Source organism: Mesorhizobium sangaii (assembly GCF_014207355.1).
Classification (GTDB): domain Bacteria; phylum Pseudomonadota; class Alphaproteobacteria; order Rhizobiales; family Rhizobiaceae; genus Mesorhizobium; species Mesorhizobium sangaii.
The window spans coordinates 1-22,806 of record NZ_JACHEF010000008.1 but is presented as its reverse complement, the minus strand read 5'-3'; the positions used below and the strand labels follow the sequence as shown (position 1 = coordinate 22,806).

The 22,806-nt window shown below is 62.7% G+C and carries 18 protein-coding genes; 11 read left to right on the top strand and 7 right to left on the bottom strand.

What is annotated here, in order from left to right:
- Positions 1-74: 74 nt before the first annotated feature.
- Entirely contained in the window at positions 75-2,354 is a 2,280-nt protein-coding gene (locus HNQ71_RS29770) for an NADP-dependent malic enzyme (protein ID WP_184877204.1), read from the bottom strand.
- Positions 2,355-2,573: 219 nt separating this feature from the next.
- Between HNQ71_RS29770 and mutS the strand changes: the two genes are divergently transcribed.
- Complete coding sequence (mutS, locus tag HNQ71_RS29765; protein ID WP_425492285.1) at positions 2,574-5,297, top strand: DNA mismatch repair protein MutS; 2,724 nt, start codon at positions 2,574-2,576, stop codon at positions 5,295-5,297.
- On the opposite strand, the gene HNQ71_RS29760 is transcribed toward mutS, so the two are convergent.
- From HNQ71_RS29760 to HNQ71_RS29750, 3 genes are all read right to left on the bottom strand, one after another.
- Positions 5,298-6,143: an aldo/keto reductase gene (locus HNQ71_RS29760; RefSeq protein ID WP_184877201.1), complete on the bottom strand. Its 846-nt coding sequence runs from the start codon at positions 6,141-6,143 to the stop codon at positions 5,298-5,300. It abuts the gene before it with no gap.
- A gap of 89 nt (positions 6,144-6,232) precedes the next feature.
- Positions 6,233-6,625 (bottom strand): CopM family metallochaperone, encoded by a 393-nt coding sequence (gene copM, locus HNQ71_RS29755; protein ID WP_184877199.1) that lies wholly within the window; start codon positions 6,623-6,625, stop codon positions 6,233-6,235.
- A 43-nt stretch (positions 6,626-6,668) separates the two neighbouring features.
- On the bottom strand, positions 6,669-9,032 hold the full coding sequence (locus tag HNQ71_RS29750) for a heavy metal translocating P-type ATPase (RefSeq protein ID WP_184877197.1): 2,364 nt from the start codon (positions 9,030-9,032) through the stop codon (positions 6,669-6,671).
- Positions 9,033-9,232: 200 nt separating this feature from the next.
- Between HNQ71_RS29750 and HNQ71_RS29745 the strand changes: the two genes are divergently transcribed.
- The 6 genes from HNQ71_RS29745 (at position 9,233) to HNQ71_RS29720 (ending at position 17,117) form a co-directional block, all read left to right on the top strand.
- Positions 9,233-10,084 (top strand): glycosyltransferase family 25 protein, encoded by an 852-nt coding sequence (locus HNQ71_RS29745; protein ID WP_184877196.1) that lies wholly within the window; start codon positions 9,233-9,235, stop codon positions 10,082-10,084.
- Positions 10,085-10,117: 33 nt separating this feature from the next.
- Positions 10,118-12,919, top strand: a complete 2,802-nt coding sequence (locus tag HNQ71_RS29740) for a [protein-PII] uridylyltransferase (RefSeq protein ID WP_184877194.1) — start codon at positions 10,118-10,120, stop codon at positions 12,917-12,919.
- A 46-nt stretch (positions 12,920-12,965) separates the two neighbouring features.
- On the top strand, positions 12,966-14,573 hold the full coding sequence (gene murJ / locus HNQ71_RS29735; RefSeq protein ID WP_184877192.1) for a murein biosynthesis integral membrane protein MurJ: 1,608 nt from the start codon (positions 12,966-12,968) through the stop codon (positions 14,571-14,573).
- A gap of 118 nt (positions 14,574-14,691) precedes the next feature.
- On the top strand, positions 14,692-15,759 hold the full coding sequence (gene trpS, locus HNQ71_RS29730) for a tryptophan--tRNA ligase (protein WP_184877190.1): 1,068 nt from the start codon (positions 14,692-14,694) through the stop codon (positions 15,757-15,759).
- 104 nt (positions 15,760-15,863) lie between these two features.
- A complete protein-coding gene (locus tag HNQ71_RS29725) occupies positions 15,864-16,355 on the top strand; it encodes a universal stress protein (protein WP_184877188.1) in 492 nt (163 codons plus the stop codon).
- A 192-nt stretch (positions 16,356-16,547) separates the two neighbouring features.
- Positions 16,548-17,117 carry a NifU family protein gene (locus tag HNQ71_RS29720; RefSeq protein WP_184877186.1) on the top strand — a complete coding sequence of 190 codons (570 nt, stop codon included), beginning with the start codon at positions 16,548-16,550 and terminating at the stop codon, positions 17,115-17,117.
- 196 nt (positions 17,118-17,313) lie between these two features.
- On the opposite strand, the gene HNQ71_RS29715 is transcribed toward HNQ71_RS29720, so the two are convergent.
- Positions 17,314-17,931: a L,D-transpeptidase gene (locus tag HNQ71_RS29715; protein WP_184877184.1), complete on the bottom strand. Its 618-nt coding sequence runs from the start codon at positions 17,929-17,931 to the stop codon at positions 17,314-17,316.
- A 213-nt stretch (positions 17,932-18,144) separates the two neighbouring features.
- On the opposite strand from HNQ71_RS29715, the gene cueR reads away from it, so the two are divergent.
- Positions 18,145-18,567, top strand: coding sequence for a Cu(I)-responsive transcriptional regulator (cueR, locus tag HNQ71_RS29710; RefSeq protein ID WP_184877182.1), 423 nt, complete (start codon positions 18,145-18,147; stop codon positions 18,565-18,567).
- A gap of 57 nt (positions 18,568-18,624) precedes the next feature.
- On the opposite strand, the gene HNQ71_RS29705 is transcribed toward cueR, so the two are convergent.
- Both HNQ71_RS29705 and HNQ71_RS29700 read right to left on the bottom strand, forming a co-directional pair.
- Positions 18,625-18,810, bottom strand: coding sequence for a hypothetical protein (locus tag HNQ71_RS29705; RefSeq protein WP_184877179.1), 186 nt, complete (start codon positions 18,808-18,810; stop codon positions 18,625-18,627).
- A gap of 312 nt (positions 18,811-19,122) precedes the next feature.
- A complete protein-coding gene (locus tag HNQ71_RS29700) occupies positions 19,123-19,689 on the bottom strand; it encodes an NADPH-dependent FMN reductase (RefSeq protein ID WP_184877177.1) in 567 nt (188 codons plus the stop codon).
- A gap of 917 nt (positions 19,690-20,606) precedes the next feature.
- On the opposite strand from HNQ71_RS29700, the gene HNQ71_RS29695 reads away from it, so the two are divergent.
- The 3 genes from HNQ71_RS29695 to HNQ71_RS29685 all read left to right on the top strand — a co-directional run bounded on the left by HNQ71_RS29695 (position 20,607) and on the right by HNQ71_RS29685 (position 22,607).
- Positions 20,607-21,560 carry an IS1595 family transposase gene (locus HNQ71_RS29695; protein ID WP_184877175.1) on the top strand — a complete coding sequence of 318 codons (954 nt, stop codon included), beginning with the start codon at positions 20,607-20,609 and terminating at the stop codon, positions 21,558-21,560.
- Positions 21,561-21,617: 57 nt separating this feature from the next.
- Complete coding sequence (locus HNQ71_RS29690; RefSeq protein ID WP_184877173.1) at positions 21,618-22,154, top strand: Panacea domain-containing protein; 537 nt, start codon at positions 21,618-21,620, stop codon at positions 22,152-22,154.
- Positions 22,155-22,394: 240 nt separating this feature from the next.
- Positions 22,395-22,607, top strand: coding sequence for a hypothetical protein (locus HNQ71_RS29685; RefSeq protein ID WP_184877171.1), 213 nt, complete (start codon positions 22,395-22,397; stop codon positions 22,605-22,607).
- The last annotated feature ends 199 nt before the right edge of the window (positions 22,608-22,806 follow it).

Here is a 22,806-nt window from a genome sequence, read left to right as displayed (position 1 = left end):
AGCTGCCCTCGACCACGGCCTTGCCTCACCCAAAAAGCCGTTCGCCGGCTTTTCGTCCGCCGCGCGGTGTCTCCTCAAGCCCCCGCAGTATATGCCGCGATCGCCGCCATGTTGACGATATCCGAGTCCTTGGCGTTCAGCGAGACGATCTGCACCGGCTTGTTCAGCCCGACCAGCAGAGGACCGATCACCGTCGAGCCGCCGAGCTCCTGCAGCATCTTGGTCGAGATCGAGGCCGAGTGGAACGCCGGCATGATCAGCACGTTGGCCGGGCCGGTCAGCCGGATAAACGGATATTGCGCCATGGCCCGCGCATTGAGCGCGACGTCGGCGGCCATTTCGCCGTCATACTCGAAATCGACGCGGCGCTTGTCGAGGATGCGCACGGCTTCCTGGACGCGTTCGGAGCGTTCGCCCTGCGGATGGCCGAAGGTCGAATAGGCGAGCATGGCGAGCCTCGGCTCGTAGCCCATGCGGCGGGCGAAGCCAGCGGCCTCCTCGGCGATGTCGGCGATCTGCTCGGCGTTCGGCATGTCGTGCACGGCGGTATCGGCGACCAGCACGGTCTTGCCCCGCGCCAACACGATCGAGACGCCGATGACGCGGTGGCCGGGCTTGGCGTCGATGACGCGGCGGATGTCGTCGAGTGCCGTCGAATAGTTGCGGGTTACACCCGTGACGATGCCATCGGCGTCGCCCAGCGCCACCATGCAGGCGGCGAAGTGGTTGCGGTCGTTGTTGATCAGCCGCTGGCAGTCGCGAAACAGGAAGCCTTTGCGCTGCATGCGCTCGTAGAGATAGTCGGTGTAGATGCCGTTGCGGCGCGACAGCCGGGCATTGATGATCTCGATGCCTTGCTTGTTGAGGTCGATGCCGGCGTGCTTGGCGTTCTCCTTGATGACGTCGTCGCGGCCAAGCAGGATGGCGGTGCCGAGCCGCTGGTTCACGTAGGAGACGGCGGCGCGCATCACCTGCTCCTCCTCGCCCTCGGCGAAGACGATGCGCTTGGGCTGGCGACGCACACGATCGTAGATACGCTGCAAGGTCGAGGCGATCGGATCGCGGCGGGCGGACAGCTCCTGCGCGTAGCGGTCGAGATCGAGGATCGGCTTGCGGGCAACGCCGGAGTCCATCGCTGCCTTGGCCACCGCAAGCGGGATGGCCGAGATCAGGCGCGGGTCGAACGGCACCGGAATGATGTAGTTGGGGCCGAATTTCGGCCGGTTGCCCTGATAGGCGGCGGCGACGTCATCGGGCACGTCCTTGCGCGCCAGTTCGGCAAGCGCACGGGCAGCGGCGATCTTCATGTCGTCATTGATGGTGGTGGCCCGCACATCCAGCGCGCCACGGAAGATGTAGGGGAAGCCGAGCACGTTGTTGACCTGGTTCGGATAGTCCGACCGGCCCGTGGCCATGATGGCGTCGGTGCGGATTTCGGCGACTTCCTCCGGCGTGATTTCCGGGTCGGGATTGGCCATGGCGAAGATGATCGGGTTCTTGGCCATCGACTGCACCATTGCGGGGGTCAGCGCGCCCTTGGCGGAGAGGCCGAGGAAAACGTCGGCGCCGTCGAGCGCCTCGGCGAGGCTGCGCGCCTCGGTCTTGACCGCATGCGCCGACTTCCACTGGTTCATGCCTTCGGTGCGGCCCTGGAAGACGACGCCCTTGGTGTCGCACAGGATGATGTTGTCGGGGGAAAACCCCATCGCCTTCATCAGCTCGATGCAGGCGATGCCGGCGGCACCCGCCCCATTGCAGACCATCTTCGTCGTCTTCATATCGCGGCCGGTGATCTCCAGCGCGTTGATCAGGCCGGCGGCCGAGATGATGGCAGTGCCGTGCTGGTCGTCATGGAACACCGGAATGTCCATCAGTTCGCGCAGGCGCTGCTCGATGATGAAGCACTCCGGCGCCTTGATGTCTTCAAGGTTGATGCCGCCGAAGGAGGGGCCGAGGAAGCGCACGCAATTGATGAACTCGTCGGCGTCCTCGGTGTCGACCTCGAGGTCGATGGAATCGACATCGGCGAAGCGCTTGAACAGCACCGCCTTGCCTTCCATGACCGGCTTGGAGGCCAGCGCGCCGAGATTGCCGAGGCCAAGGATGGCGGTGCCGTTGGAGATGACGGCGACCATGTTGCCGCGCGTCGTATAGTCGAAGGCGCGGCTGGGGTCCTCGGCGATGGCCAAAACAGGAACCGCGACGCCCGGCGAATAGGCGAGGCTCAAATCGCGCTGCGTCGCCATCGGCTTGGTGGCGACAACCTCCAGCTTGCCGGGGCGGCCCATGGCGTGGAACTCGAGCGCTTCCTGCGCACTGACGGACGGACCGTTGTTCTCGGTTTTTTTGGCCATGATGCTTTTGATTTCCTCGCCGGTGCAGCACCTCGTTAGGGCGGGTGCTTTGTGAGATTCCGAATTAAGACCACGCACCGCCGCGTGTAAACCGCCAGTGTTCGGGAATCGCGGCTTGAACTGGCGATTGCGGCATCTGGCCGTGTCGGTCGTCCCCCGTTTTTCGAAGCGCCGGCATTAAACCGCGCGACCACATCTGCTAGCGTGCCGCGCATGAACATGCATAGCCCGAACGAGCCGGACGCCCCCGAGGCGGTCACGCCCTTGCCGACAGCCGCTGCCGCCGTCACGCCGATGATGGAGCAGTTCATCGAGATCAAGGCGGCGAACCCGGATTCGCTGCTGTTCTACCGCATGGGCGATTTCTACGAGCTGTTCTTCGACGATGCCGAGAAGGCGAGCCGGGCGCTGGGCATCGTCCTGACCAAGCGCGGCAAGCACCAGGGCCATGACATCCCGATGTGCGGCGTACCAGTGCATGCCGCCGACGACTATCTGCAGAAGCTGATCGGCCAGGGTTTTCGCGTCGCCGTCTGCGAGCAGATCGAGGATCCTGCCGAGGCGAAGAAACGCGGTGGCAAATCGGTGGTGCGCCGCGACGTGGTGCGGTTGGTGACGCCGGGCACCATCACCGAGGACAAATTGCTGGCGCCGTCGGAATCGAGTTTCCTGATGGCGCTGGGAAGGGTGAAAGGTGGGGTGGACCACTCCTTTGCCCTGGCCTGGATCGACATTTCGACCGGGGCTTTCCGCGTCGCCGAGACCACCGCCGACCGGCTGCTCGCCGACATCTTCCGCGTCGATCCGCGCGAGATGATCGTTGCCGAGCCGGTGTTCTACGATCCTGAGCTGAAACCGGTCTTCGACGTGCTCGGCCGCGTCGCCAACCCGCAGCCGCCCTCGCTGTTCGATTCGGCCTCGGCTACGGGGCGCATCGCCCGCTTCTTCGACGTGGCGACGCCGGACAGCTTTGGCGCGTTTTCGCGCGCCGAACTGTCGGCGATCTCGGGCGCCATCGCCTATGTCGAGAAGACGCAGAAGGCCGAGCGCCCGCCGCTGTCGCGGCCGGAACGCGAGGAGCAGGGCTCGACGCTGTTCATCGATCCGGCGACGCGCGGCAATCTGGAGCTGCTGCGCACGCTGTCAGGCAGCCGCGAGGGTTCGCTGTTCAAGGCGATCGACCGCACGGTGACCGGCGGCGGCGCAAGGCTGCTGGCCGACCGGCTGATGGCGCCACTGACCGATCCGGCGGCGATCGGCGCCAGGCTGGACTCGGTGTCCTTCTTCCGCTCCGAAACGCGGCTCTGCCAGGCGGTGCGGGCAAGCCTGAAGAGCGTCGCCGACATGCCACGCGCACTGTCCCGGCTGGCACTGAACCGTGGCGGCCCGCGCGACCTCGGCGCGTTGCGCGCCGGTTTCGAGGCGGCCGGCGCGATCGCCGCGATCTTCGGCGAGACAATCCTGCCCCAGGAACTCACGGCGGCGCTGGGCGCCATCCAGGCGCTGCCCAGGGCGCTTTCCCAGCACCTGACGCAGGCGCTTGGCGATGAACTTCCGCTGCTAAAACGTGACGGCGGCTTCGTTCGCGGCGGCTACCATGTGGAGCTCGACGAAATGCGGGCGCTGCGCGATGAATCGCGAAAGGTCATCGCCGGGCTGGAGCGCTCGCTGATCGACGAGACCGGCATCCGCTCGCTGAAGATCCGGCACAACAATGTGCTTGGCTATTACATCGAAGTGACCGCCAACCATCATGCGGTGATGACCGGCAGCGACGGCGCCAAGGCGCGCTTCATCCATCGCCAGACCATGGCCAACGCCATGCGCTTCACGACGACAGAACTCGCCGAACTGGAGACCAAGATCGCCAATGCCGCCGACCGGGCGTTAAGCATCGAGCTTGCCGCCTTCGATGCGCTAACGGCGGAAGCGGTCGGCGAGGCGGAAAAGATCCGCGCCGGCGCCGATGCGCTGGCCGTGCTCGACGTGTCGGCGGCGCTAGCACTGTTGTCCGAGAGCGAAGCCTGGTGCCGGCCGGTGGTGGATTCGAGCCTTGCCTTCGAAATTTCGGGCGGCCGGCATCCGGTGGTCGAGCAGGCGCTGCGGCGCTCAGGCGAAGGCCCGTTCGTCGCCAATGATTGCGACCTGTCGCCGGAGGGCAGCGCCAAGAATGGTGCGATCTGGCTTTTGACCGGCCCCAACATGGGCGGTAAGTCAACATTCCTGCGGCAGAACGCGCTGATCGCCATCCTGGCGCAAACCGGCTCGTTCGTGCCGGCGGCGTCAGCCCATATCGGCGTCGTCGACCGGCTGTTTTCGCGGGTCGGCGCCTCGGACGATCTGGCGCGCGGCCGCTCGACCTTCATGGTCGAGATGGTCGAGACGGCGGCGATCCTCAACCAGGCCGGCGAGCGTGCGCTGGTGATCCTCGACGAGATCGGCCGCGGCACCGCCACTTTCGACGGCCTGTCGATCGCCTGGGCGGCGGTGGAATACCTGCACGAGAAGAACCGCTGCCGGGCGATCTTCGCCACCCATTTCCACGAAATGACCTCGCTGGCGGGCAAGCTGGCGCGGCTGCACAACGTCACCATGCGGGTCAAGGAATGGGAAAACGACGTCGTCTTCCTGCACGAGGTTGGCAAGGGTGCCGCCGACCGCTCCTATGGCGTGCAGGTGGCACGACTGGCCGGATTGCCGGAAGCGGTGGTCGACCGGGCCAAGGAAGTGCTGCACCAACTCGAAGAGGGCGAGGTTTCGGGCAAGACCAACCGTCTGGTCGACGACCTGCCGCTGTTTTCGGTGGCGGTGAAGCGTGAAGCGCCGAAGCCGGTGAAGAACGATGCTCTGGGCGCCGCACTCGGCGACATCAACCCCGACGAGATGACGCCACGCGAGGCGCTTGAGGCGCTGTATCGGCTGAAGGTGCTGGCGGGAAAGTAGTCAAATCATCTCCAGACCGCGCTTGCGGGTCGGTGGCAGAAAGGCGCGGTCGAGATCCGCGATGTCCTGCGGCGTCAGCTCGATCTCGAGCGCTGCAAAATTCTGGCGGACATGCTGCTGGCTGCTGGCTTTCGGAATTGCGATGACGCCCTCCTGGTGCATAACCCAGGCCAGGGCTATCTGGGCCGGGGTCGCATCGTGGCGAGCGGCAATGGCGTCAAGCCTGGTATTGCGCGCCAGCGAGCCTTGCTCGACCGGCGAATAGGCCATCAAGGGGATGCCGCGCTGGCGGCTCCAGGGCGCCAGGTCGAATTCGAGGCCACGCCGGACCAGATTGTAGAGCACCTGGTTGGTCTGGACGTTGCCGCCGTCGGGCAAGCCGACCAGTTCTTCCATCTCGTCGGTGTCGAAATTGCTGACACCCCAGTGGCGGATCTTGCCGGCCGCCTTCAGCGCCTCGAAGGCCGCGACGGTTTCGGCCAGCGGCACGCTGCCCGGCCAATGCAGCAGATAGAGATCGATCCGGTCGGTGCGCAGGCGCTTCAGGCTGTTCTCACAGGCGCGCTGCACGCCTGCGCGCGCTGCGTTTGACGGCAGCACTTTCGAAACCAGAAAGGTTTCGTCACGGCGCCCGGCGATGGCCTCGGCGACCACCTCCTCGGCACCACCGCTGGCATACATTTCTGCGGTATCGATCAGCGTGATGCCAAGGTCGAGGCCGAGCTTGAGGGCGTTGACCTCATCGGCGCGGCGCCTGATGTCCTCGCCCATTTTCCACGTGCCCTGACCAAACACCTGAACGGCTTCGCCGGAAGGCAGCGTGGTGGTTCTGATCGTCGATGGCATGGCGGGCTCCAGTTGAGGGCCTGATCGCATCACAGGCTCGGCGGGAAATCCACTGAGAGTTCTCGCCGAATCCTGCTTCGCGAAAAGGCTTACTTCACCGGATGGGCCGCGAGCCAGCCCTGCATCTGCTTGATCTCGGCTTCCTGCGCGGCGATGACCTCCTCGGCCAGCTTGCGGATCTCCGGGTCCTTGCCGTTGGCAAGCTCGACCTTGGCCATGTCGATGGCGCCCTGATGGTGCGGGATCATGCCACGGACGAAATCGGCATCGGCATTCCCGGTATATTGCAACGCCATCATGTCGGCATGCATCTTGTCCATCGCCGCCTTGTAGCCTTCGCTCGATGGGCCGGTCGCGTCCGTCGACATGCCAGCCATATCGTGTTTCATCTCTTCGCTCTGCGCCGGAACGCTTTCGAGGAAGACGGCAAGCAGCATTCCGGCAGCCATCAGCAAAAGCACGAGTTTTTTAGCCAAGGTCATTCATGGTCTCCTGTTGAGTGGGTTTCGTATTTGGGGGCTTTGCTCAGAGTTTCAACGCCCGTAGCCGCAAGGCGTTGGATATCACCGACACCGAGGACAGGCTCATTGCCGCCGCCGCCAGCATCGGCGACAAAAGCGTACCGGTCAGCGGATAGAGCACGCCTGCGGCGACGGGTACGCCGAGCACGTTGTAGAGGAAGGCGAAGAACAGGTTCTGGCGGATGTTGCGGATCGTCGCCTGGGCGAGCGTACGCGCCCGGACGATGCCGTTGAGATCGCCCTTGACCAAAGTGATGCCGGCGCTTTCGACTGCGACATCGGCGCCGGTGCCCATGGCGATGCCGACATCGGCGGCGGCAAGGGCGGGGGCGTCGTTGACGCCGTCGCCGGCCATGGCGACGCCTTTGCTCCTGGCGCGCAGCTCCTCGACAAGGGCTGCCTTCTGCTCCGGCAACAGGCCGGCGCGAACTTCGTCGATGCCGAGGCTCCTGGCGATCGCAGTTGCTGTGCGTTCATTGTCGCCGGTCGCCATGACTATCCTCAGGCCGCTGTCATGCAGCGCCCGGATCGCCTCGGCGGTGGTTGCCTTGACCGGATCGGCGACGGCGACGATGCCGGCCAGTTTGTCGCCGACGGCAACGAACATCACGGTCCTGCCTTCGGTCTGCAGCGTTTCGGACCTGGCGGAGACGGACGCGGTGTCGATGCCGAGATCGGTCATCATCGCCGCATTGCCGAGCGCGACCTTGTTTCCCGAGACGGTGCCGCAAACGCCCTTGCCGGTGACGGCCTCGAAGCCGCTGGCGTCGGCGATCTCTAGGCCGCGCGTACCGGCGCCTTCGACGATGGCCTCTGCAAGCGGATGCTCGGAGGCCTTTTCCAGGCCGACGGCAAGTGCCAGCAATTCGTCCTCGGAAAAGCCGTTTGCGGCAACGACATCGGTCAGTTTCGGCCGGCCTTCGGTCAGCGTGCCCGTCTTGTCGACGATCAGGGTGTCGACGGAGGCGAAGCGTTCCAGCGCGGCGGCTTCCTTGATCAGCACGCCGGCATGGGCGCCACGCCCGGTGGCGGTCATAATCGACATCGGCGTGGCGAGGCCGAGCGCACAGGGGCAAGCGATGATCAGCACCGACACCGCCGAGACGATGGCGAAGATCAGGCTGGGTTCGGGGCCAAAGACAGCCCAGCCGACGAAGGCCGCGATCGCGACCAGCACCACGGCCGGGACAAAGTAGAAGGAAACGCGATCGGCCAGCCCCTGGATCGGGGCGCGCGAGCGCTGCGCCTTGGCGACGAGTTCGACGATGCGCGCCAGCGTGGTCTCGGCGCCGATCCGGTCGGCGCGCAGGATCAGCGAGCCGTTTCTGTTGAGCGTACCGGCGGTGAGGCTATCGCCTTCGGCCTTTTCGACCGGCAACGGTTCGCCTGTGATCATCGATTCATCGAGCGAGGAACGGCCTTCCAGCACGGTGCCGTCGACCGGCACGGCGTCACCTGGACGGATGCGCAGGCGGTCGCCCGCCTTGACCGCGTCGAGCGGCACGTCGCTTTCGGAACCGTCGGCACCGATCAGCCGCGCGGTCTTCGGCGCGAGATCAAGCAAAGCGCGGATTGCCGACCCGGTCTTTTCACGGGCCTGCAATTCCAGCACCTGGCCGAGGAAGACCAGCGCGACGATGACGGCGGCGGCCTCGAAATAGACCGGCACCGTACCGCCATGGCCACGGAACTGATGCGGAAAAATTTCCGGGAACAGCGTGGCTGTGACGCTGTAGAGATAGGCCGCGCCGACGCCGAGCGAGATCAGCGTCCACATGTTGGGGCTGCGGTTGACGAGCGAATCCCAGCCGCGATGGAAGAAAGGCAGCGCCGCCCACAATACGACAGGGCTGGCCAATGCCAGTTCCAGCCAGACCATCGTGCGGTCGTCGACAACTGCCTCGAACGTCAGGCCGAGCATCGGGGCCATGGCGACGATCAGCAACGGCACCGACAGTGCGGCACTGACCCAGAATCGCCTGGTAAAATCGACGAGCTCGGGATTTGGGCCCTCATCGCCAGTGGGCACGCCCATCGGCTCCAGCGCCATGCCGCATATCGGGCAGGAGCCGGGCTTGTCGCGGATGATTTCGGGATGCATCGGGCAGGTGTATTGCGTGCCCTTGGGCATCGACTGCGGTGCGGCCCTGTCACCGAGATATTTCTGCGGTTCCGCCTCGAATTTCGCCTTGCAGCCGGCAGAGCAGAAGTAGAAGTCCCGCCCTTCATGACGGACAGAGTGCTTGGCTGTCGCCGGGTCGACGGTCATGCCGCAGACAGGATCCCGCATCACGGCCGCCTCTCCGGCTGCAGCTTTCGCTGTGCAGCAGCCGTCATGCGCGTGATGATGATGGTCTGAATGCGTCATTCAAATAGCCTCGATGCTTCGTTTCGATGCGGAGGTAGTGCTTCCAGCAACTGGAAGGTCAAGGGCATAATTTTCTTTTTCCGTATGTCGGCGCCGGGTCGGGCCACCATCGAAGAAAGTCGGATGCGCGGCGGCTTCTTGTGCTATGGACCCGCCGATTGACAATCCAAACGCATCCAGATGCCTCGATTCCATTTCCGATGAAGTGCCTGGTTATAAACCTCGACCGGTCCCAGGACCGACTCGCGCATATGACGTCGGAGTTTGCCCGTATCGGCATCGACTTCGAACGCGTCGCGGCGGTCGACGCCCAGGGCCGATCCGACCTCACCGAAACACCGATGCGGCCCAATCCGCTGACGCAGTTGCGTCTGACCAACACCGAGATCGCCTGTTTCCTCAGCCACAAGGCTTGCTGGGCAAGGATCGCCGATGGCGACGATGCCTATGGCGTCGTTTTTGAAGACGATGTCGTCTTCACGGAAAATCCCGGCGCGATGCTTGCCGACGCCAGTTGGATCCCGGCTGATGCCGAGATCGTCAAGCTGGAGACGTTTTTCAAGAAGACCCGGCTGGCATGGCGGCGCTCTCCGGCCGGCCACGGCTTTTCCACGTCCAGACTGCACGGAGCTCACGTCGGCGCGGCCGGCTACATACTCTCGAGGCAGGCGGCGCGCGATCTCATCGATGGCACCGCGGAGCTCAGCAGTCCCGTAGACCAGGTCATCTTCAATCCAAGATTCGCCCCTTCCCCCGGCACGGCAATCTATCAGCTGATTCCAGCTCTGTGCGCGCATGAGCGCTTCTTGCGGACTGCCGCACTGCCGAGCCTGCTTCTTGAGGAACGGCGGGACCAGTGGCTTGCCGGCATCCAATCCGGATCGCGCACGACCAAGACGTTGCCGATGAGAATCGGGGCTGAGGCCAGGAAATTGCTGAACAGGATCGTCGACCTCTGCCTGCTGAAGCAGAGAAATAGGCTCATAGCGTTCTATCGCCACGGCGAACGTGTCCGTCCTGCCCATACCCACAGCCGCGAAAAGGCGCTATAGACGCCGCCGAAAAGGCGAGACCAACCGGACCCTATGGCGAAAATCTCCCTGAAGCTCGACGAACTGATCGACGGCGAAGCCTTGCGCCGCGAGATGACGGCGCTGACCGCGGCCACGGCCGGGGACGGCTCCGGACAGGCCGCGCGCAGCGGTGTGCTTCAGCTTCTCAAGGGGCGGTTGGCGGACGGACGCGTCATTGCCGAACGCATGCTGAGGGACGACGGCGGCGGCCGTGCCTGTGCGGCGCGTCTGTCTCACCTCATGGACGAGATCATCCGGGCGCTTTACGATTTCGCCGTCACGCATGTCTACCGGGTCAAGAATCCATCCTCGGCGGAGCGCATGGCCGTCGTCGCGGTCGGCGGCTATGGCCGTGGCACGCTGGCGCCTGGCTCCGACATCGACCTTCTGTTCCTGTTGCCATACAAGCAGACGCCATGGGGCGAGCAGACCGTCGAGTACATGCTCTATATGCTGTGGGATCTCGGGTTGAAGGTTGGCCACGCCACCCGCAACATCGACGAATGCCTGCGCCTGTCGCGCACCGACGTCACCATCCGGACTTCGATCCTCGAGGCGCGTTTCCTATGGGGCGAGCTCAAGCTCTATGACGAGCTGATGCTGCGCTTCGACCATGAGGTGGTGCGCACGACCGGCCCCGAATATGTCCAGGCCAAGCTCGCCGAACGTGACGACCGCCACGCCAAGGCTGGCGAAAGCCGCTATCTCGTCGAGCCCAACGTCAAGGACGGCAAGGGCGGCCTACGCGACCTGCAGACGCTGTTCTGGATCGGCAAGTATTTCTACCGCGTGCGCACCGGCGAGGAGCTGGTCGACAAGGGCGTCTTCACCGAGGGCGAATATCGCGAGTTCCAGAAGGCCGAGGATTTCCTGTGGGCGGTTCGCTGCCACATGCATTTCCTCACCGGCAAGGCCGAGGAGCGGCTGCATTTCGACATCCAGCGCGAGATCGCCGAGCGGCTCGGCTACACCAGCCATCCCGGCTTGTCGGCGGTCGAGCGCTTCATGAAGCACTACTTCCTCGTCGCCAAGGATGTCGGCGACCTGACCCGCATCTTCTGCGCCGCGCTCGAGGAAGAGCAGGCCAAGCACGTGCCGGGCTTCAACCGCATCTTCCTCACCTTCTCGCGGCGCAAGCGCAAGCTTGCCGGCACCTCGGACTTCATCGTCGACAACCACCGCATCAACATCGCCGACGACCAGGTGTTCGAGCGCGACCCGGTCAATCTCTTGCGATTGTTCTGGTTCGCCGACAAGCACGGTCTGGAGTTCCATCCCGATGCGCTGAAGCTGTTGACCCGCTCGCTCGGCCTGGTCAACAAGTCGCTGCGGCGCGACGAGGAGGCCAACCGGCTGTTCCTCGACATCCTGACCTCGGACCGCAATGCCGAACTCAATCTGCGGCGCATGAACGAGGCCGGGCTGCTCGGCAAGCTGATCCCGGATTTCGGCAAGATCGTCGCCATGATGCAGTTCTCGATGTACCACCACTATACGGTGGACGAGCACCTGATCCGCTGCATCGGCGTGCTGGCCGAGATCGAGCGCGGGGACGGCGAGAAGGTCCATCCCCTGTCCCACACGCTGATGCCGGGCCTGAAGAAGAGCCGCGAGGCGCTGTATGTCGCCGTGCTGCTGCACGACATCGCCAAAGGCAGGCCGGAGGATCATTCCGAGGCCGGGGCCAGGATCGCCCGGCGCATCTGCCCGCATATGGGGCTGTCGCCGGCAGACACCGAAACCGTCGCCTGGCTGGTCGAGAACCACCTCGTAATGTCGATGACGGCGCAGACTCGAGACCTCAACGACCGCAAGACCATCGAGGATTTCGCCGCGATCGTGCAATCGGTCGAGCGGCTGAAGCTGCTTTTGATCCTAACGGTCTGCGACATCAGGGGCGTCGGACCCGGTGTGTGGAACGGCTGGAAAGGCCAGCTGCTGCGCACGCTCTATTACGAAACCGAACTGCTTTTGACCGGCGGCTTTTCAGAAGTGTCGCGCGCGCAGCGGACGGCGGCGGCGCGCGAGCGTCTGGCCGAGGCGCTCGCCAACTGGCCGGACAAAGCCCGCAAGCGCTATGTCGCCCTGCACTACGAAAACTACCTTTTGACCGTCGATCTCGCCGATCAGCTGCGCCATGCCGAGTTCATCCGCGAAGCGGACGCTTCGGGCAACAAGCTCGCCACCATGGTCAAGACCCACCAGTTCGAGGCGGTGACCGAAATCACCGTGCTGGCGCAGGACCATCCCCGCCTGCTCTCGGTCATCGCCGGGGCCTGCGCCGGAGCTGGTGGCAACATCGTCGACGCACAGATCTTCACCACGTCGGACGGCCGCGCCCTGGACACCATCCTGATCTCAAGGGAATTCGACCGCGACGAGGACGAGCGCCGGCGCGCCGAGCGCGTCGGCCGGCTGATCGAGGACGTGCTGTCGGGCAAGAGCTGGCTGCCGGAGATGATCGAGAAGCGCACCAAGCCGCGGCGCGGCGCCAAGGTGTTCAAGATCCCGCCGCGCGCCGAGATCCGCAACGCACTGTCGAACCGTTTCTCGGTCGTCGAGGTCGAAGGCCTGGATCGGCCTGGCCTACTGTCGGAGATCACCGGAACGCTATCCGACCTGTCGCTCGACATCGCATCGGCCCACATCACCACCTTCGGCGAGAAGGTCATCGACACCTTCTACGTCACCGACCTCACCGGCCAGAAGATCGACAACCCGACCCGCATCGCCACCATCCGCAACCGGCTGATGGCAGCGCTTGAAGGCATCGCGCCCGAGCGTGGGGGCAAGGCCAAGGCCGCCGCCGAGTGACAGCGACCATCACTTTGTCCCAATTCCGCAGGTAGTTCCCAAAAGCATGAGCCTCGTCAAGAAATTCGCAACGGTCGCTTCCGGCACGCTGATGAGCCGCGCGCTCGGCTTCGGGCGCGAGATGCTGATGGCGGCAGCGCTTGGCACCGGCCCGGTCGCCGACGCCTTCAACGCCGCCTTCCAGTTTCCCAACACCTTTCGCCGGCTGTTCGCCGAGGGAGCTTTCAACGCCGCCTTCGTGCCGCTGTTCGCCAAGGAGATCGAGACACACGGCACCGAAGGCGCCAAGCGCTTCTCGGAGGAGGTGTTCGGCGTCTTGTTCACGGCGCTGCTGGCGCTGACCATCGTCATGGAATTGTCGATGCCGCTGATCGTGCGCTACCTGGTGGCGCCGGGTTTTGCCGGCATACCGGGAAAATTCGACACCACGGTGACGCTGGCGACGATCATGTTCCCTTACCTGATCTGCATGTCGCTGGGCGCCATGATGGCGGGCATGCTGAATTCACTGCGCCGCTATTTCGCGGCGGCGGTGGCGCCGGTGTTCCTCAACATCATCCTGATCGGCGTGCTCGCCTATGCCTGGTACAAGGGTTCCGACGCCCTCACCGTCGGTTACGGACTGTCCTGGGGTGTGCTGGCCGCCGGACTGGTGCAACTGGCGATCGTCTGGGTGGCGGTGCGCCATGCCGGCATCTCGATCGGCTTCCGCCGTCCGAAAATGACGCCCGCGGTCAAGCGGCTGCTGATCCTGGCGCTGCCGGCGGCGATCACCGGCGGCATCACCCAGATCAACCAGTTGATCGGCACGGCGATCGCCTCGGCGCAGAACAGCGCGGTGTCCTCGCTCGCCTATGCGGACCGCATCTACCAGCTGCCGCTCGGCGTGGTCGGCGTGGCGGTGGCGATCGTGCTGTTGCCCGAACTGTCGCGGGCGCTGAAGTCGGGCAACCTGATCGAGGCGGCCAATCTGCAGAACCGCTCGGTCGAGTTCACGCTGTTCCTCACCTTGCCAGCAGCCGCGGCCCTGTGGGTGATGTCGGAGCCGATCGTGCGGCTGGTCTATGAGCGCGGCGCCTTTGCCGCCAACAACTCGACGCCGACAGTGGCGGCGATCCTGGCGATCTTCGGCCTCGGCCTGCCCGCCTTCGTGCTGATCAAGGCGTTCACCCCCGGCTATTTCGCACGCGAGGACACGCGCACGCCGATGATGTTCGCCGCCATCTCGGTGGCGGTGAACGTCACAACGGCGCTGACGCTGTTTCCGGAAATGGGCGCGCCCGGCATCGCCGTCGCCTCGGCCGTCGCCGGCTGGGTCAACGCGCTGATGCTGCTCGGCGTCCTGATCCGGCGTGGCCATTGGGGCCGCGACGTGCCGTTGATGAAACGCATTCCGCGGCTGGTGCTGTCGGCGATCGTGATGGGGGCGGCGCTCTATTTCGCCGAGCACTGGTTCGCCGTCAGGCTCGGCCGGGGCGCGCCGCTGGTCGTCAAGGCGACGACGCTTCTGGCGCTCGTCGCCGGCGGGGCGTTGCTCTACTTCATCACCGCCTTCGCCACCGGCGGCGCCGACTTCGGCATGATCCGGCGCAACGTCAAGCGCGGATCGGGGAAAGCGGCGCCACCGGTGGCGAAGACCGATCCGGACGAGTAGACCGGATAACCCGACGGCAAAGCCGGTCTTGATCGGATCGTCGTGTTCGTCCATAAGCGCGCCGTCGCAAGACTTTCGCCGCGCGCGAAACGGCCCTCCACAAGCCAAGGGAACAACCATGACCGCCTTCAAGCCACTCGTCTTTTCCGGCGTCCAGCCGACCGGCAATCTGCATCTCGGCAACTATCTCGGCGCCATCAAGAAATTCGTTGCCCTGCAGGAAACCTCCGACTGCATCTATTGCGTCGTCGACCTGCATTCGCTGACGGCACAGCTCGTCTATGACGACCTCGCCGACCAGACGCGGTCGATCACCGCGGCGTTTCTGGCCTCGGGCATCGACCCGAAGAAGCACATCGTCTTCAACCAATCGCGGGTGATGCAGCATGCAGAGCTTGCCTGGATCTTCAATTGCGTGGCACGCATCGGCTGGATGAACCGCATGACGCAGTTCAAGGACAAGGCCGGCAAGGACCGCGAGAACGCTTCGCTCGGCCTGCTTGCCTATCCGAGCCTGATGGCTGCCGACATTCTGCTCTATCGCGCCACCCACGTCCCGGTGGGCGAGGACCAGAAGCAGCACCTGGAGCTGACCCGCGACATCGCGCAAAAATTCAACAACGACTTTTCGGACCGCATCGCGGCTCTTGGCGTTGGCGTCGAGATGCAGGTCGGCGAGGAGACCGTGAACGGCTATTTCCCGCTGACCGAGCCGGTGATTGGCGGGCCGGCGGCGCGCATCATGTCACTGCGCGACGGCTCGAAGAAGATGTCGAAGTCGGACCCGTCGGACCTGTCGCGCATCAACCTGACCGACGATGCCGACGCCATCTCGAAGAAGATCCGCAAGGCCAAGACCGACCCGGAAGCGTTGCCGAGCGAGCTGGACGGTCTGGCCAGCCGGCCCGAGGCGGAAAACCTGGTCGGCATCTATGCGGGTCTCGCCGACATGTCGAAGGCAGACGTGCTCAAAGAGTTCGCCGGCCAGCAGTTTTCGGTGTTCAAGCCCGCGTTGGCCGACCTTGCGGTGGAGAAGCTGGCGCCGATCGCCAGCGAGATGCGCCGCATTTCCGACGACCGCCCCTATGTCGACGCGGTGCTGAGGGATGGCGGCGAGCGTGCCGGCGTGCTGGCCGAAGCGACGATGAAGACGGTGCGCGACATCATCGGGCTGCTGCAGAGCTGATCCCAACATCGGGTGCACTGCACCACACTGGCATAAGGCCGGCGGCTTGCCGCCGGTCTGCGGCAGTGGCAGATTGCGGCCGCAATGACACCGAGTAAGTAGACATGGTCTCCAAACGCCTCAGCCGCGAAGCCGGCCATCGCCGCAAGTTCCTGGCGATCATCGACGACACGCCGGAATGCGAGCGCGCCGTCGCCTACGCCTCGAAGCGGGCGCAGAGCACCAGCGGCACGCTGGTGCTGCTCTATGTCATCGAGCCCGACGATTTCCAGCACTGGCTGGGTGTCGAGAAGATCATGCGCGAGGAGGCAAATGCCACGGCGCGCGCCGCGCTTGACGGTTATGCCAACAAGGTGCGCCAGAAGCTTGGCATCGAGCCGGAGATGGTGGTCCGCGAAGGCAAGCCGACCGAAGAGATCCACAAGCTGATTGAGGAAGACCAGGACATCGCCATCCTGGTGCTGGCCGCCGGCGCCGGCAAGGAAGGTCCCGGACCGCTGGTCGGCGCCGTGGCCGGCAAGGGTGCCGCCTTCCCGATCCCGGTGACCGTGGTGCCGCAGAACCTGTCGGACGAGGAGATCGACAGCCTCGCGTGAGGTGTGCTGGTATTCAGGTGAGGCCGGCCTGCAAACGGCCAGACCTGAATCGCACCTCAAAGCGCATCGCAGGTCGCAAAAACATTCCGCCAGCCAGCCTTTCCGGCGATGCGTTTCGCTTGAATGTCCAGCCAATAGAGCCTATTTAGAACTATTCCAAACTGGTTGCCCGAAACGGGCACGGAGACGGCCATGTTCATCCAGACCGAATCGACGCCAAATCCGGCGACGCTGAAATTCCTGCCCGGCAAGGAAGTGCTTCTGGAAGGCACCGCCGATTTCCGCGATGCCGAGAGCGCCGCCACCGCGTCGCCGCTGGCTGGCCGGCTGTTCGAGATTCCCGGCGTTACCGGTGTTTTCTTCGGCTACGATTTCATCACCGTGACCAAGGACGGCCCCGACTGGCAGCATCTGAAGCCGGCGATTCTGGGCGCCATCATGGAGCATTTCATGTCCGGCGCGCCGGTCATGGCCAAGGCCGGCCCCGCCGCCGAGACCAGCCTGACGGGTGAGTTCTACGACAAGGCCGACGAGGAGCTCGTCATCACCATCAAGGAACTGCTCGACACGCGGGTGCGCCCGGCGGTCGCCCAGGATGGCGGCGACATCACCTTCCGCGGCTTCGAGAACGGCACGGTGTTCCTGCACATGAAGGGCGCCTGCGCCGGCTGCCCGTCATCGACGGCGACGCTGAAGCACGGCATCCAGAATCTTCTGCGCCACTTCGTGCCGGAAGTGCAGCAGGTCGAACAGGTTTCCTGATCGGCCCGCTGGCCGCTTTGCCGGCAAACAGATTCGATAAAGCGCAAGAAGCGGGCGTAAAAAACAAAAAACCGGGCCGAATTGCCCGGTTTTCTGTTTGGGACGTCCGTTGTTGCCTAGACGGTCCGCGCATGAATGGCGTCTGTATCTCACCATGATTTTGCCGAAAACCGGTACCGGTTTTCGGGATCATGGCCTAAAGAACTATGACCTTGGCGCCCACCGAAGTGCGGTCGTAAAGGTCGATAATGTCCTGGTTCATCAGGCGGATGCAGCCTGACGACATTGCCTTGCCAATCGAATTCCATTCCGGGCTGCCATGCAGGCGATAGCCCGAGTCGCCGCCCTTGTTGAACAGGTACATGGCGCGCGCACCGAGCGGGTTCTTCAGGCCCGGCTCCATGCCACCGGCAAACTTGGCCAGTTCCGGCTGGCGGCGGATCATCTGCGAAGGTGGCGTCCAGGTCGGCCATTCGCGCTTCAGCGCAATATGGGCGGTGCCGTGCCATTCGAAGCCCTCGCGGCCGACGCCGATGCCGTAACGAATTGCCCGGCCGTCACCCTCGATGAAATAGAGGAACTTGTTCTGCGTATCGACGATGATGGTGCCCGGCCTTTCCGAGCTGTCGTAGTTCACCTCTTGCCGATGATACCTCATCGGCACCTTCTCGATCGGGACGCGCGGCAGCTGGTAACCTGCATCGGTCACCGCACCGTAGTCGTTGGAGAAAATCTGCATGCCGATGCTGCTGCAACCGGCGATAGCAGTGGAAAGCGCCAGTGCGGCGACAATTGCAAACGACTTCATGCGCATAAGACGCCCCAACTCAGCGGCACGAGTCGGCCGCTTTCCTTCCATCATTCATGCTGGCATTTTCTTTGCTTGCCAAGCACCCGATGCCTATATGCAGGGGCTTACATGCTGGTAGGCGCATTACTATGGCATTTCGGCAACAGGCCTCACAGGATTGTGGAGTAAAATCAATGGCCCCGTCCGTAAGCCCATTAAAAATCAAGGAAAATCGTCATGAATGTCGGTGACGCCGCCCACCATTCAGGCCTGCCGGCCAAAACCATTCGCTATTATGAAGAGATCGGCCTGATAGCCCCTGCGCGTGCCGCCAACGGCTACCGCGACTATTCCGGCGACGACATCCACCGGCTGGCCTTTCTGCGCCGCGCGCGCAACCTCGGCTTTTCCATCGACGACTGCCGCCAGTTGATGGCGCTCTACAAGGATCGAAGCCGCGCCAGCCATGACGTGCGCGAGATCGCCGCCGCCCATGTCAAGGCGATCGAGGAAAAGGTGCGCGAGTTGCAGTCGATGCGTTCGACCCTGCAGACGCTGATCCACGCCTGTCACGGCGACGAACGGCCGGACTGCCCGATCCTGGATGACATGGCGGGGACCGCGCTGCCCGGCGGCAAGGATGCTTCGACGTCCGTATAGCGCCAACGGGCGCGGTGGCGGCTGTCCACGGCCCCAGCCGCACCGACCATCCGGCTATCAAGTCGGTTCGCGCGGACGATCTCTTTGTTTTTCGAGGAACTGATTGGCGTGTTCCGCCCAATCATCCGCCGTGATTTTATGTTCCTGAACAGACTTTCCGAAAGCCTTGTGCAGAGCGTCAAGGTCAAAGGCCCACAGTTGTTCGCCTTCGTTGCTGTTCGATGCCGCGTCACCCGTCCCCATGGGAGCAACGATAAGCTCCCCAAGTTCAGGCTTTCAAGGACCAATGCCTGACTTCTTTTGGGTGCATCCGGGTTAGATCATAAGATCGGCGTTCTCGCTCATTGGACGCCCGCTGGCTTAGCGGACGTTCATTGCCCAGTCCCGGAACGTATCAAGAAGCGAACGAAGGTGGAGGGGCCGCCAACGCCCTGAAACACGTTGTCCTTCGTCCAGCAGGCCCGCCAGTCGGTTTCGTGCTCGTAGTTGTGCGTTATCGGATCAAGGGTCCGCCCGTCACAGTCCGGGGCTTGCGGCCGCGCGGTGTCCTGTCACCTATGTGGCCAGGGCGGTGTAGACACGAGTGATGAAGCCGTGGAATTGCATCATGTAGTCGCGCAGGAACTCCTCGGTCCCGGCGTCGGTGACCTCGCCTTCATCGGTGATCAGGCCGGGTTTGAACTGGATGTAAGCCTCGATCGAGTTCATCTGCGGGGAGTTGCAGAAGCCAAGAACGCCGCGAAGGCTTTGCTGCGCCAGCGCGGTGCCTATCGAACCCGGCGAGGTGCCGATGACCGCCGACGGTTTTCGGGTGAACGAGTTGTGGCCGTAGGGTCGGCTCGCCCAGTCGATCGCGTTCTTGAGCCCACCTGGGATTGATCGGTTGTATTCGGGCGTGACGAACAACACGGCTTCGATCCCGGCGAGCGCCTCCTTGAATGCTTTTGCCGGCGGAGGGAAATCGGCGTCGTAGTCGTAGCTGTACAGCGGCAGGTCCTTGAACGGGATTTCGGTCATCGAGAGTTCGGCTGGCGCCAAGTTCACGAGCGCCTTGGCCAGCTTCCGGTTGATTGAGCCCTTGGCGAGGCTGCCGATGAGATAACCGACTTTGTACGCGGTCATGGGAAAGCCTCCTCGGGAGAAAGCCAGTATGCGGCTGGCAGCGCAGTCGTGAAGGGTACACCCCCAGGCCGATCAATGCACGCGTATCGTGGGTAGCGACGGCCCTACGGCTGGGTAGCGCGTGCCTGGGACTTCAGTCTTAGTTGAGCTTCCACTAATGTGCCTATAACTTGGGCATTGCGGGGGACATCACACCTTTCCCGCTGTGGCCGGTGCGGCCTACCCCAACACCAAGCACCCCGACCGTACCGGCCACTCCCATAGGGCAGGGGAATTGGCTAGGCCGACATTCATTGTAGCGCCTCTACCAGCGAAGCACCTGAAGACCTTCTATCGGCCTTTCTCGATTGAACTCGTGCCCTTGGGCACGAAGAAACACCGCCATCTGTATCTCTGGTAGGCCTCGAACTTCATATGGGGAATGATCGTTCGATAGAACGTCATTAAATGCTCACAGAGATGGTAGCGGTCATCGGGGGAGGCTTGGGCACGCTCTCTAGGGATAAACCACTCCGGCTCTTGTGGCTCATTCATGTATGCGGGGCGAGGCGACCTGACGTAATAGCCGTCTTTCGTCTCCTTGACCTCGCGAGGGTCTATCGGGTGGCAATCTTTGTTGCCGCAGCAATCAGATTGCATAACCGGGTCTTTTTTGCCGGTGTACCAATCATGGGCGTCCGCGTCGCCAGATAAGACCAGCCACGCCAGCGCGATCCAACCTCGTGGCTGTCGCATGACATCCCCCTCGCATTTCGGGATAAGAATATATTAGCGATGCCTAATTGTCAGCCTAGGGCCTCATGCCATCGGGTCGAAGCCGCCACCGGGTTTTTCAACCATATAATCCCCCCATAAAGGCGATTATCCGGTTGACAAACCCAACTTGATTACGTAGGGTAAGGGCATAGGAGATTTCCATGTCCGTTCTGTCCCGCCCCGAGTTCCACGACGAAGCCAAGGCTTTCGAGCATGTCGAAGGCATCTTGTGGCCGAATGGTCCGGTCTGCCCCAAGTGCGGTTCCGTTGATCGCCACTATGCGTTGAAGGGCGTTCGCACGAAGGCTTCCAAAAAGAACCCGAACGGCGTCGAGCGTCATGGCCTGTACAAGTGCAGCGCCTGCCGTTCGCAGTTTACGGTTCGCATGGGTTCGATCTTCGAAGAGAGCCATTTGCCGCTCACCAAGTGGCTTCAGGCTATCCACCTCATGTGCGCCTCAAAGAAGGGCATTAGCGCTCACCAGATGCACCGCATACTCGAATGCACCTATGAGGCCGCTTGGTTCCTGTGCCACCGCATTCGCCTTGCAATGGCGTCTGGCGAGCTTGCCCCGATGGGCGGCAACGGCAAGACCGTAGAGGTTGACGAAACCTACATTGGCCGCTTGGCCGATACCCCTGTGAAGCGTGGCGGCGGCGCTCACAAGAACACTGTCGTTACGCTTGTCGAGCGTGGTGGCCGCGCCCGTTCGTTCCATGTCGATACCGCCCGTATTGGCACGGTGATGCCTATCGTTCGCGCCAACATCGCCAAGGAAAGCGCATTGATGACGGACGAGGCGGGCATGTACCGCCGCGTGGGCCAGGAATTTGCATCGCACGATGTCGTTACACATTCCAAGGACGAATACGTTCGCTACGAAGGCGAAAAGACCGTCCACACCAACACGGTCGAAGGTTTCTATTCGATCTTCAAGCGCGGCATGAAGGGCGTTTACCAGCATTGCGGCGAACAGCATTTGCATCGCTATCTTGCTGAATTCGACTTCCGCTACAACAACCGCATCGCCTTGGGTGTTGATGACGGAACCCGTGCATTTATCGCCCTTACGGGTGCAAAGGGTAAGCGTTTATTATATCGTCAGGAGGCATGAGATAACCTATCTAACAGTAGGTTCGCCTCATGGTTAGTTAGCAGGCGCACAAGAGCAATGGTTGATAGGCCTTACGACAGAGAGCGCCTGAAACACCTATTTCACTATGTGATATGGGTCGCTGGCGCTCGCGCTGGATTTGGGGCAACTAAACTCTACAAAGTCGCTTGGTTCTCAGACGCTAGGCGGTTCGTCCTTACCGGCCAATCAATCACTGGCGCGCCGTACATTCGCGAAAAGCACGGCCCTATCCCGCGCGACGGGATAATCGTCCGCAACCAATTGGCAGCGGAACGACTGATAGAGCAGTGGCGCGGAACCGGCGATGAATGGGTGTTCAAGGGCATCGTCCCGCCAGATCGCAATATCTTCCATCCGGACGAACTCAAGGAGATCGATATCTGGATTAAGGAAATCGACGGCAAGCATACGGCTACGACCGTAAGCGATCTCTCCCATGATTACGGGTGGGAAATCGCGGCGATGAAAGAGCCATTGCCCTTCCACTCTATTCTGGCAGGACGAGGACGCGAGCCTACGGCTGTAGAAGCCGCTAGATTGCGCAACCGCGCGAAGGAACTTGGCCTGCTATAATGAAGGGCATTCGCGAGGAAGATCGTGTGCGCCTCGCGAGGGATTTGGCCGAAACCAAATGGACTAGAGCTAACGACGCGTGGGAATCGATAACCTGGACCATCTTGCGCGATGAGACTTGCGGTTTCCCAATGAACGAAATCGGGACAGTAAGAGGCTATGTCTGGGATGGCGCACGATCAATCGATTTGCCTTCCGTCGAAGTGATTTATGAAATCCAACTGGATCTGATTATCATTCATGAGGTCGATTTCCGCGATGCCACGTACGGACAAGCAGGACGAGCCTAAGTCACAGGTCGACAAGTTTCGCGATGCCGCTCGCGAACTGAAAACAGATCAGTCCGACACAGCCTTTGAGGCTGTGGTCAACAAAATCGCCCACGCGCCGAAGCTGACCAATGAGCAGATAAAGGAATTGGTGCGCCGGAAGCGCGAGCAGACCAAGCGCTAATCCGTTTTTTAAATCATATTGCCCGCTTTTTTCTAAGGAGCGTTACGCTTGGCCTTTGTGTTCGCATACGACGAAGACGAACCTCTCGACATAATCGATCTTAGGTATCCATCCGGCGTGTCGCGCCTTGTTCGGGTGATGAACGAGTGGTCTTAAGCGTGCTCTTATGAGCGCACTTAGGAGCAGTTGATGGGTCAGA

Coding starts and splice junctions, on each gene's coding strand:
- murJ (WP_184877192.1), top strand. CDS start 12,966: ATGAGCCTCGTCAAGAAATTCGCAACGGTCGCTTCCGGCACGCTGATG.
- mutS (WP_425492285.1), top strand. CDS start 2,574: ATGCATAGCCCGAACGAGCCGGACGCCCCCGAGGCGGTCACGCCCTTG.
- trpS (WP_184877190.1), top strand. CDS start 14,692: ATGACCGCCTTCAAGCCACTCGTCTTTTCCGGCGTCCAGCCGACCGGC.
- HNQ71_RS29685 (WP_184877171.1), top strand. CDS start 22,395: ATGAGGTCGATTTCCGCGATGCCACGTACGGACAAGCAGGACGAGCCT.
- HNQ71_RS29695 (WP_184877175.1), top strand. CDS start 20,607: ATGTCCGTTCTGTCCCGCCCCGAGTTCCACGACGAAGCCAAGGCTTTC.
- copM (WP_184877199.1), bottom strand. CDS start 6,625: ATGACCTTGGCTAAAAAACTCGTGCTTTTGCTGATGGCTGCCGGAATG.
- HNQ71_RS29745 (WP_184877196.1), top strand. CDS start 9,233: ATGAAGTGCCTGGTTATAAACCTCGACCGGTCCCAGGACCGACTCGCG.
- cueR (WP_184877182.1), top strand. CDS start 18,145: ATGAATGTCGGTGACGCCGCCCACCATTCAGGCCTGCCGGCCAAAACC.
- HNQ71_RS29715 (WP_184877184.1), bottom strand. CDS start 17,931: ATGCGCATGAAGTCGTTTGCAATTGTCGCCGCACTGGCGCTTTCCACT.
- HNQ71_RS29705 (WP_184877179.1), bottom strand. CDS start 18,810: ATGGGGACGGGTGACGCGGCATCGAACAGCAACGAAGGCGAACAACTG.
- HNQ71_RS29770 (WP_184877204.1), bottom strand. CDS start 2,354: ATGGCCAAAAAAACCGAGAACAACGGTCCGTCCGTCAGTGCGCAGGAA.
- HNQ71_RS29740 (WP_184877194.1), top strand. CDS start 10,118: ATGGCGAAAATCTCCCTGAAGCTCGACGAACTGATCGACGGCGAAGCC.
- HNQ71_RS29760 (WP_184877201.1), bottom strand. CDS start 6,143: ATGCCATCGACGATCAGAACCACCACGCTGCCTTCCGGCGAAGCCGTT.
- HNQ71_RS29690 (WP_184877173.1), top strand. CDS start 21,618: ATGGTTGATAGGCCTTACGACAGAGAGCGCCTGAAACACCTATTTCAC.
- HNQ71_RS29700 (WP_184877177.1), bottom strand. CDS start 19,689: ATGACCGCGTACAAAGTCGGTTATCTCATCGGCAGCCTCGCCAAGGGC.
- HNQ71_RS29725 (WP_184877188.1), top strand. CDS start 15,864: ATGGTCTCCAAACGCCTCAGCCGCGAAGCCGGCCATCGCCGCAAGTTC.
- HNQ71_RS29720 (WP_184877186.1), top strand. CDS start 16,548: ATGTTCATCCAGACCGAATCGACGCCAAATCCGGCGACGCTGAAATTC.
- HNQ71_RS29750 (WP_184877197.1), bottom strand. CDS start 9,032: ATGACGCATTCAGACCATCATCATCACGCGCATGACGGCTGCTGCACA.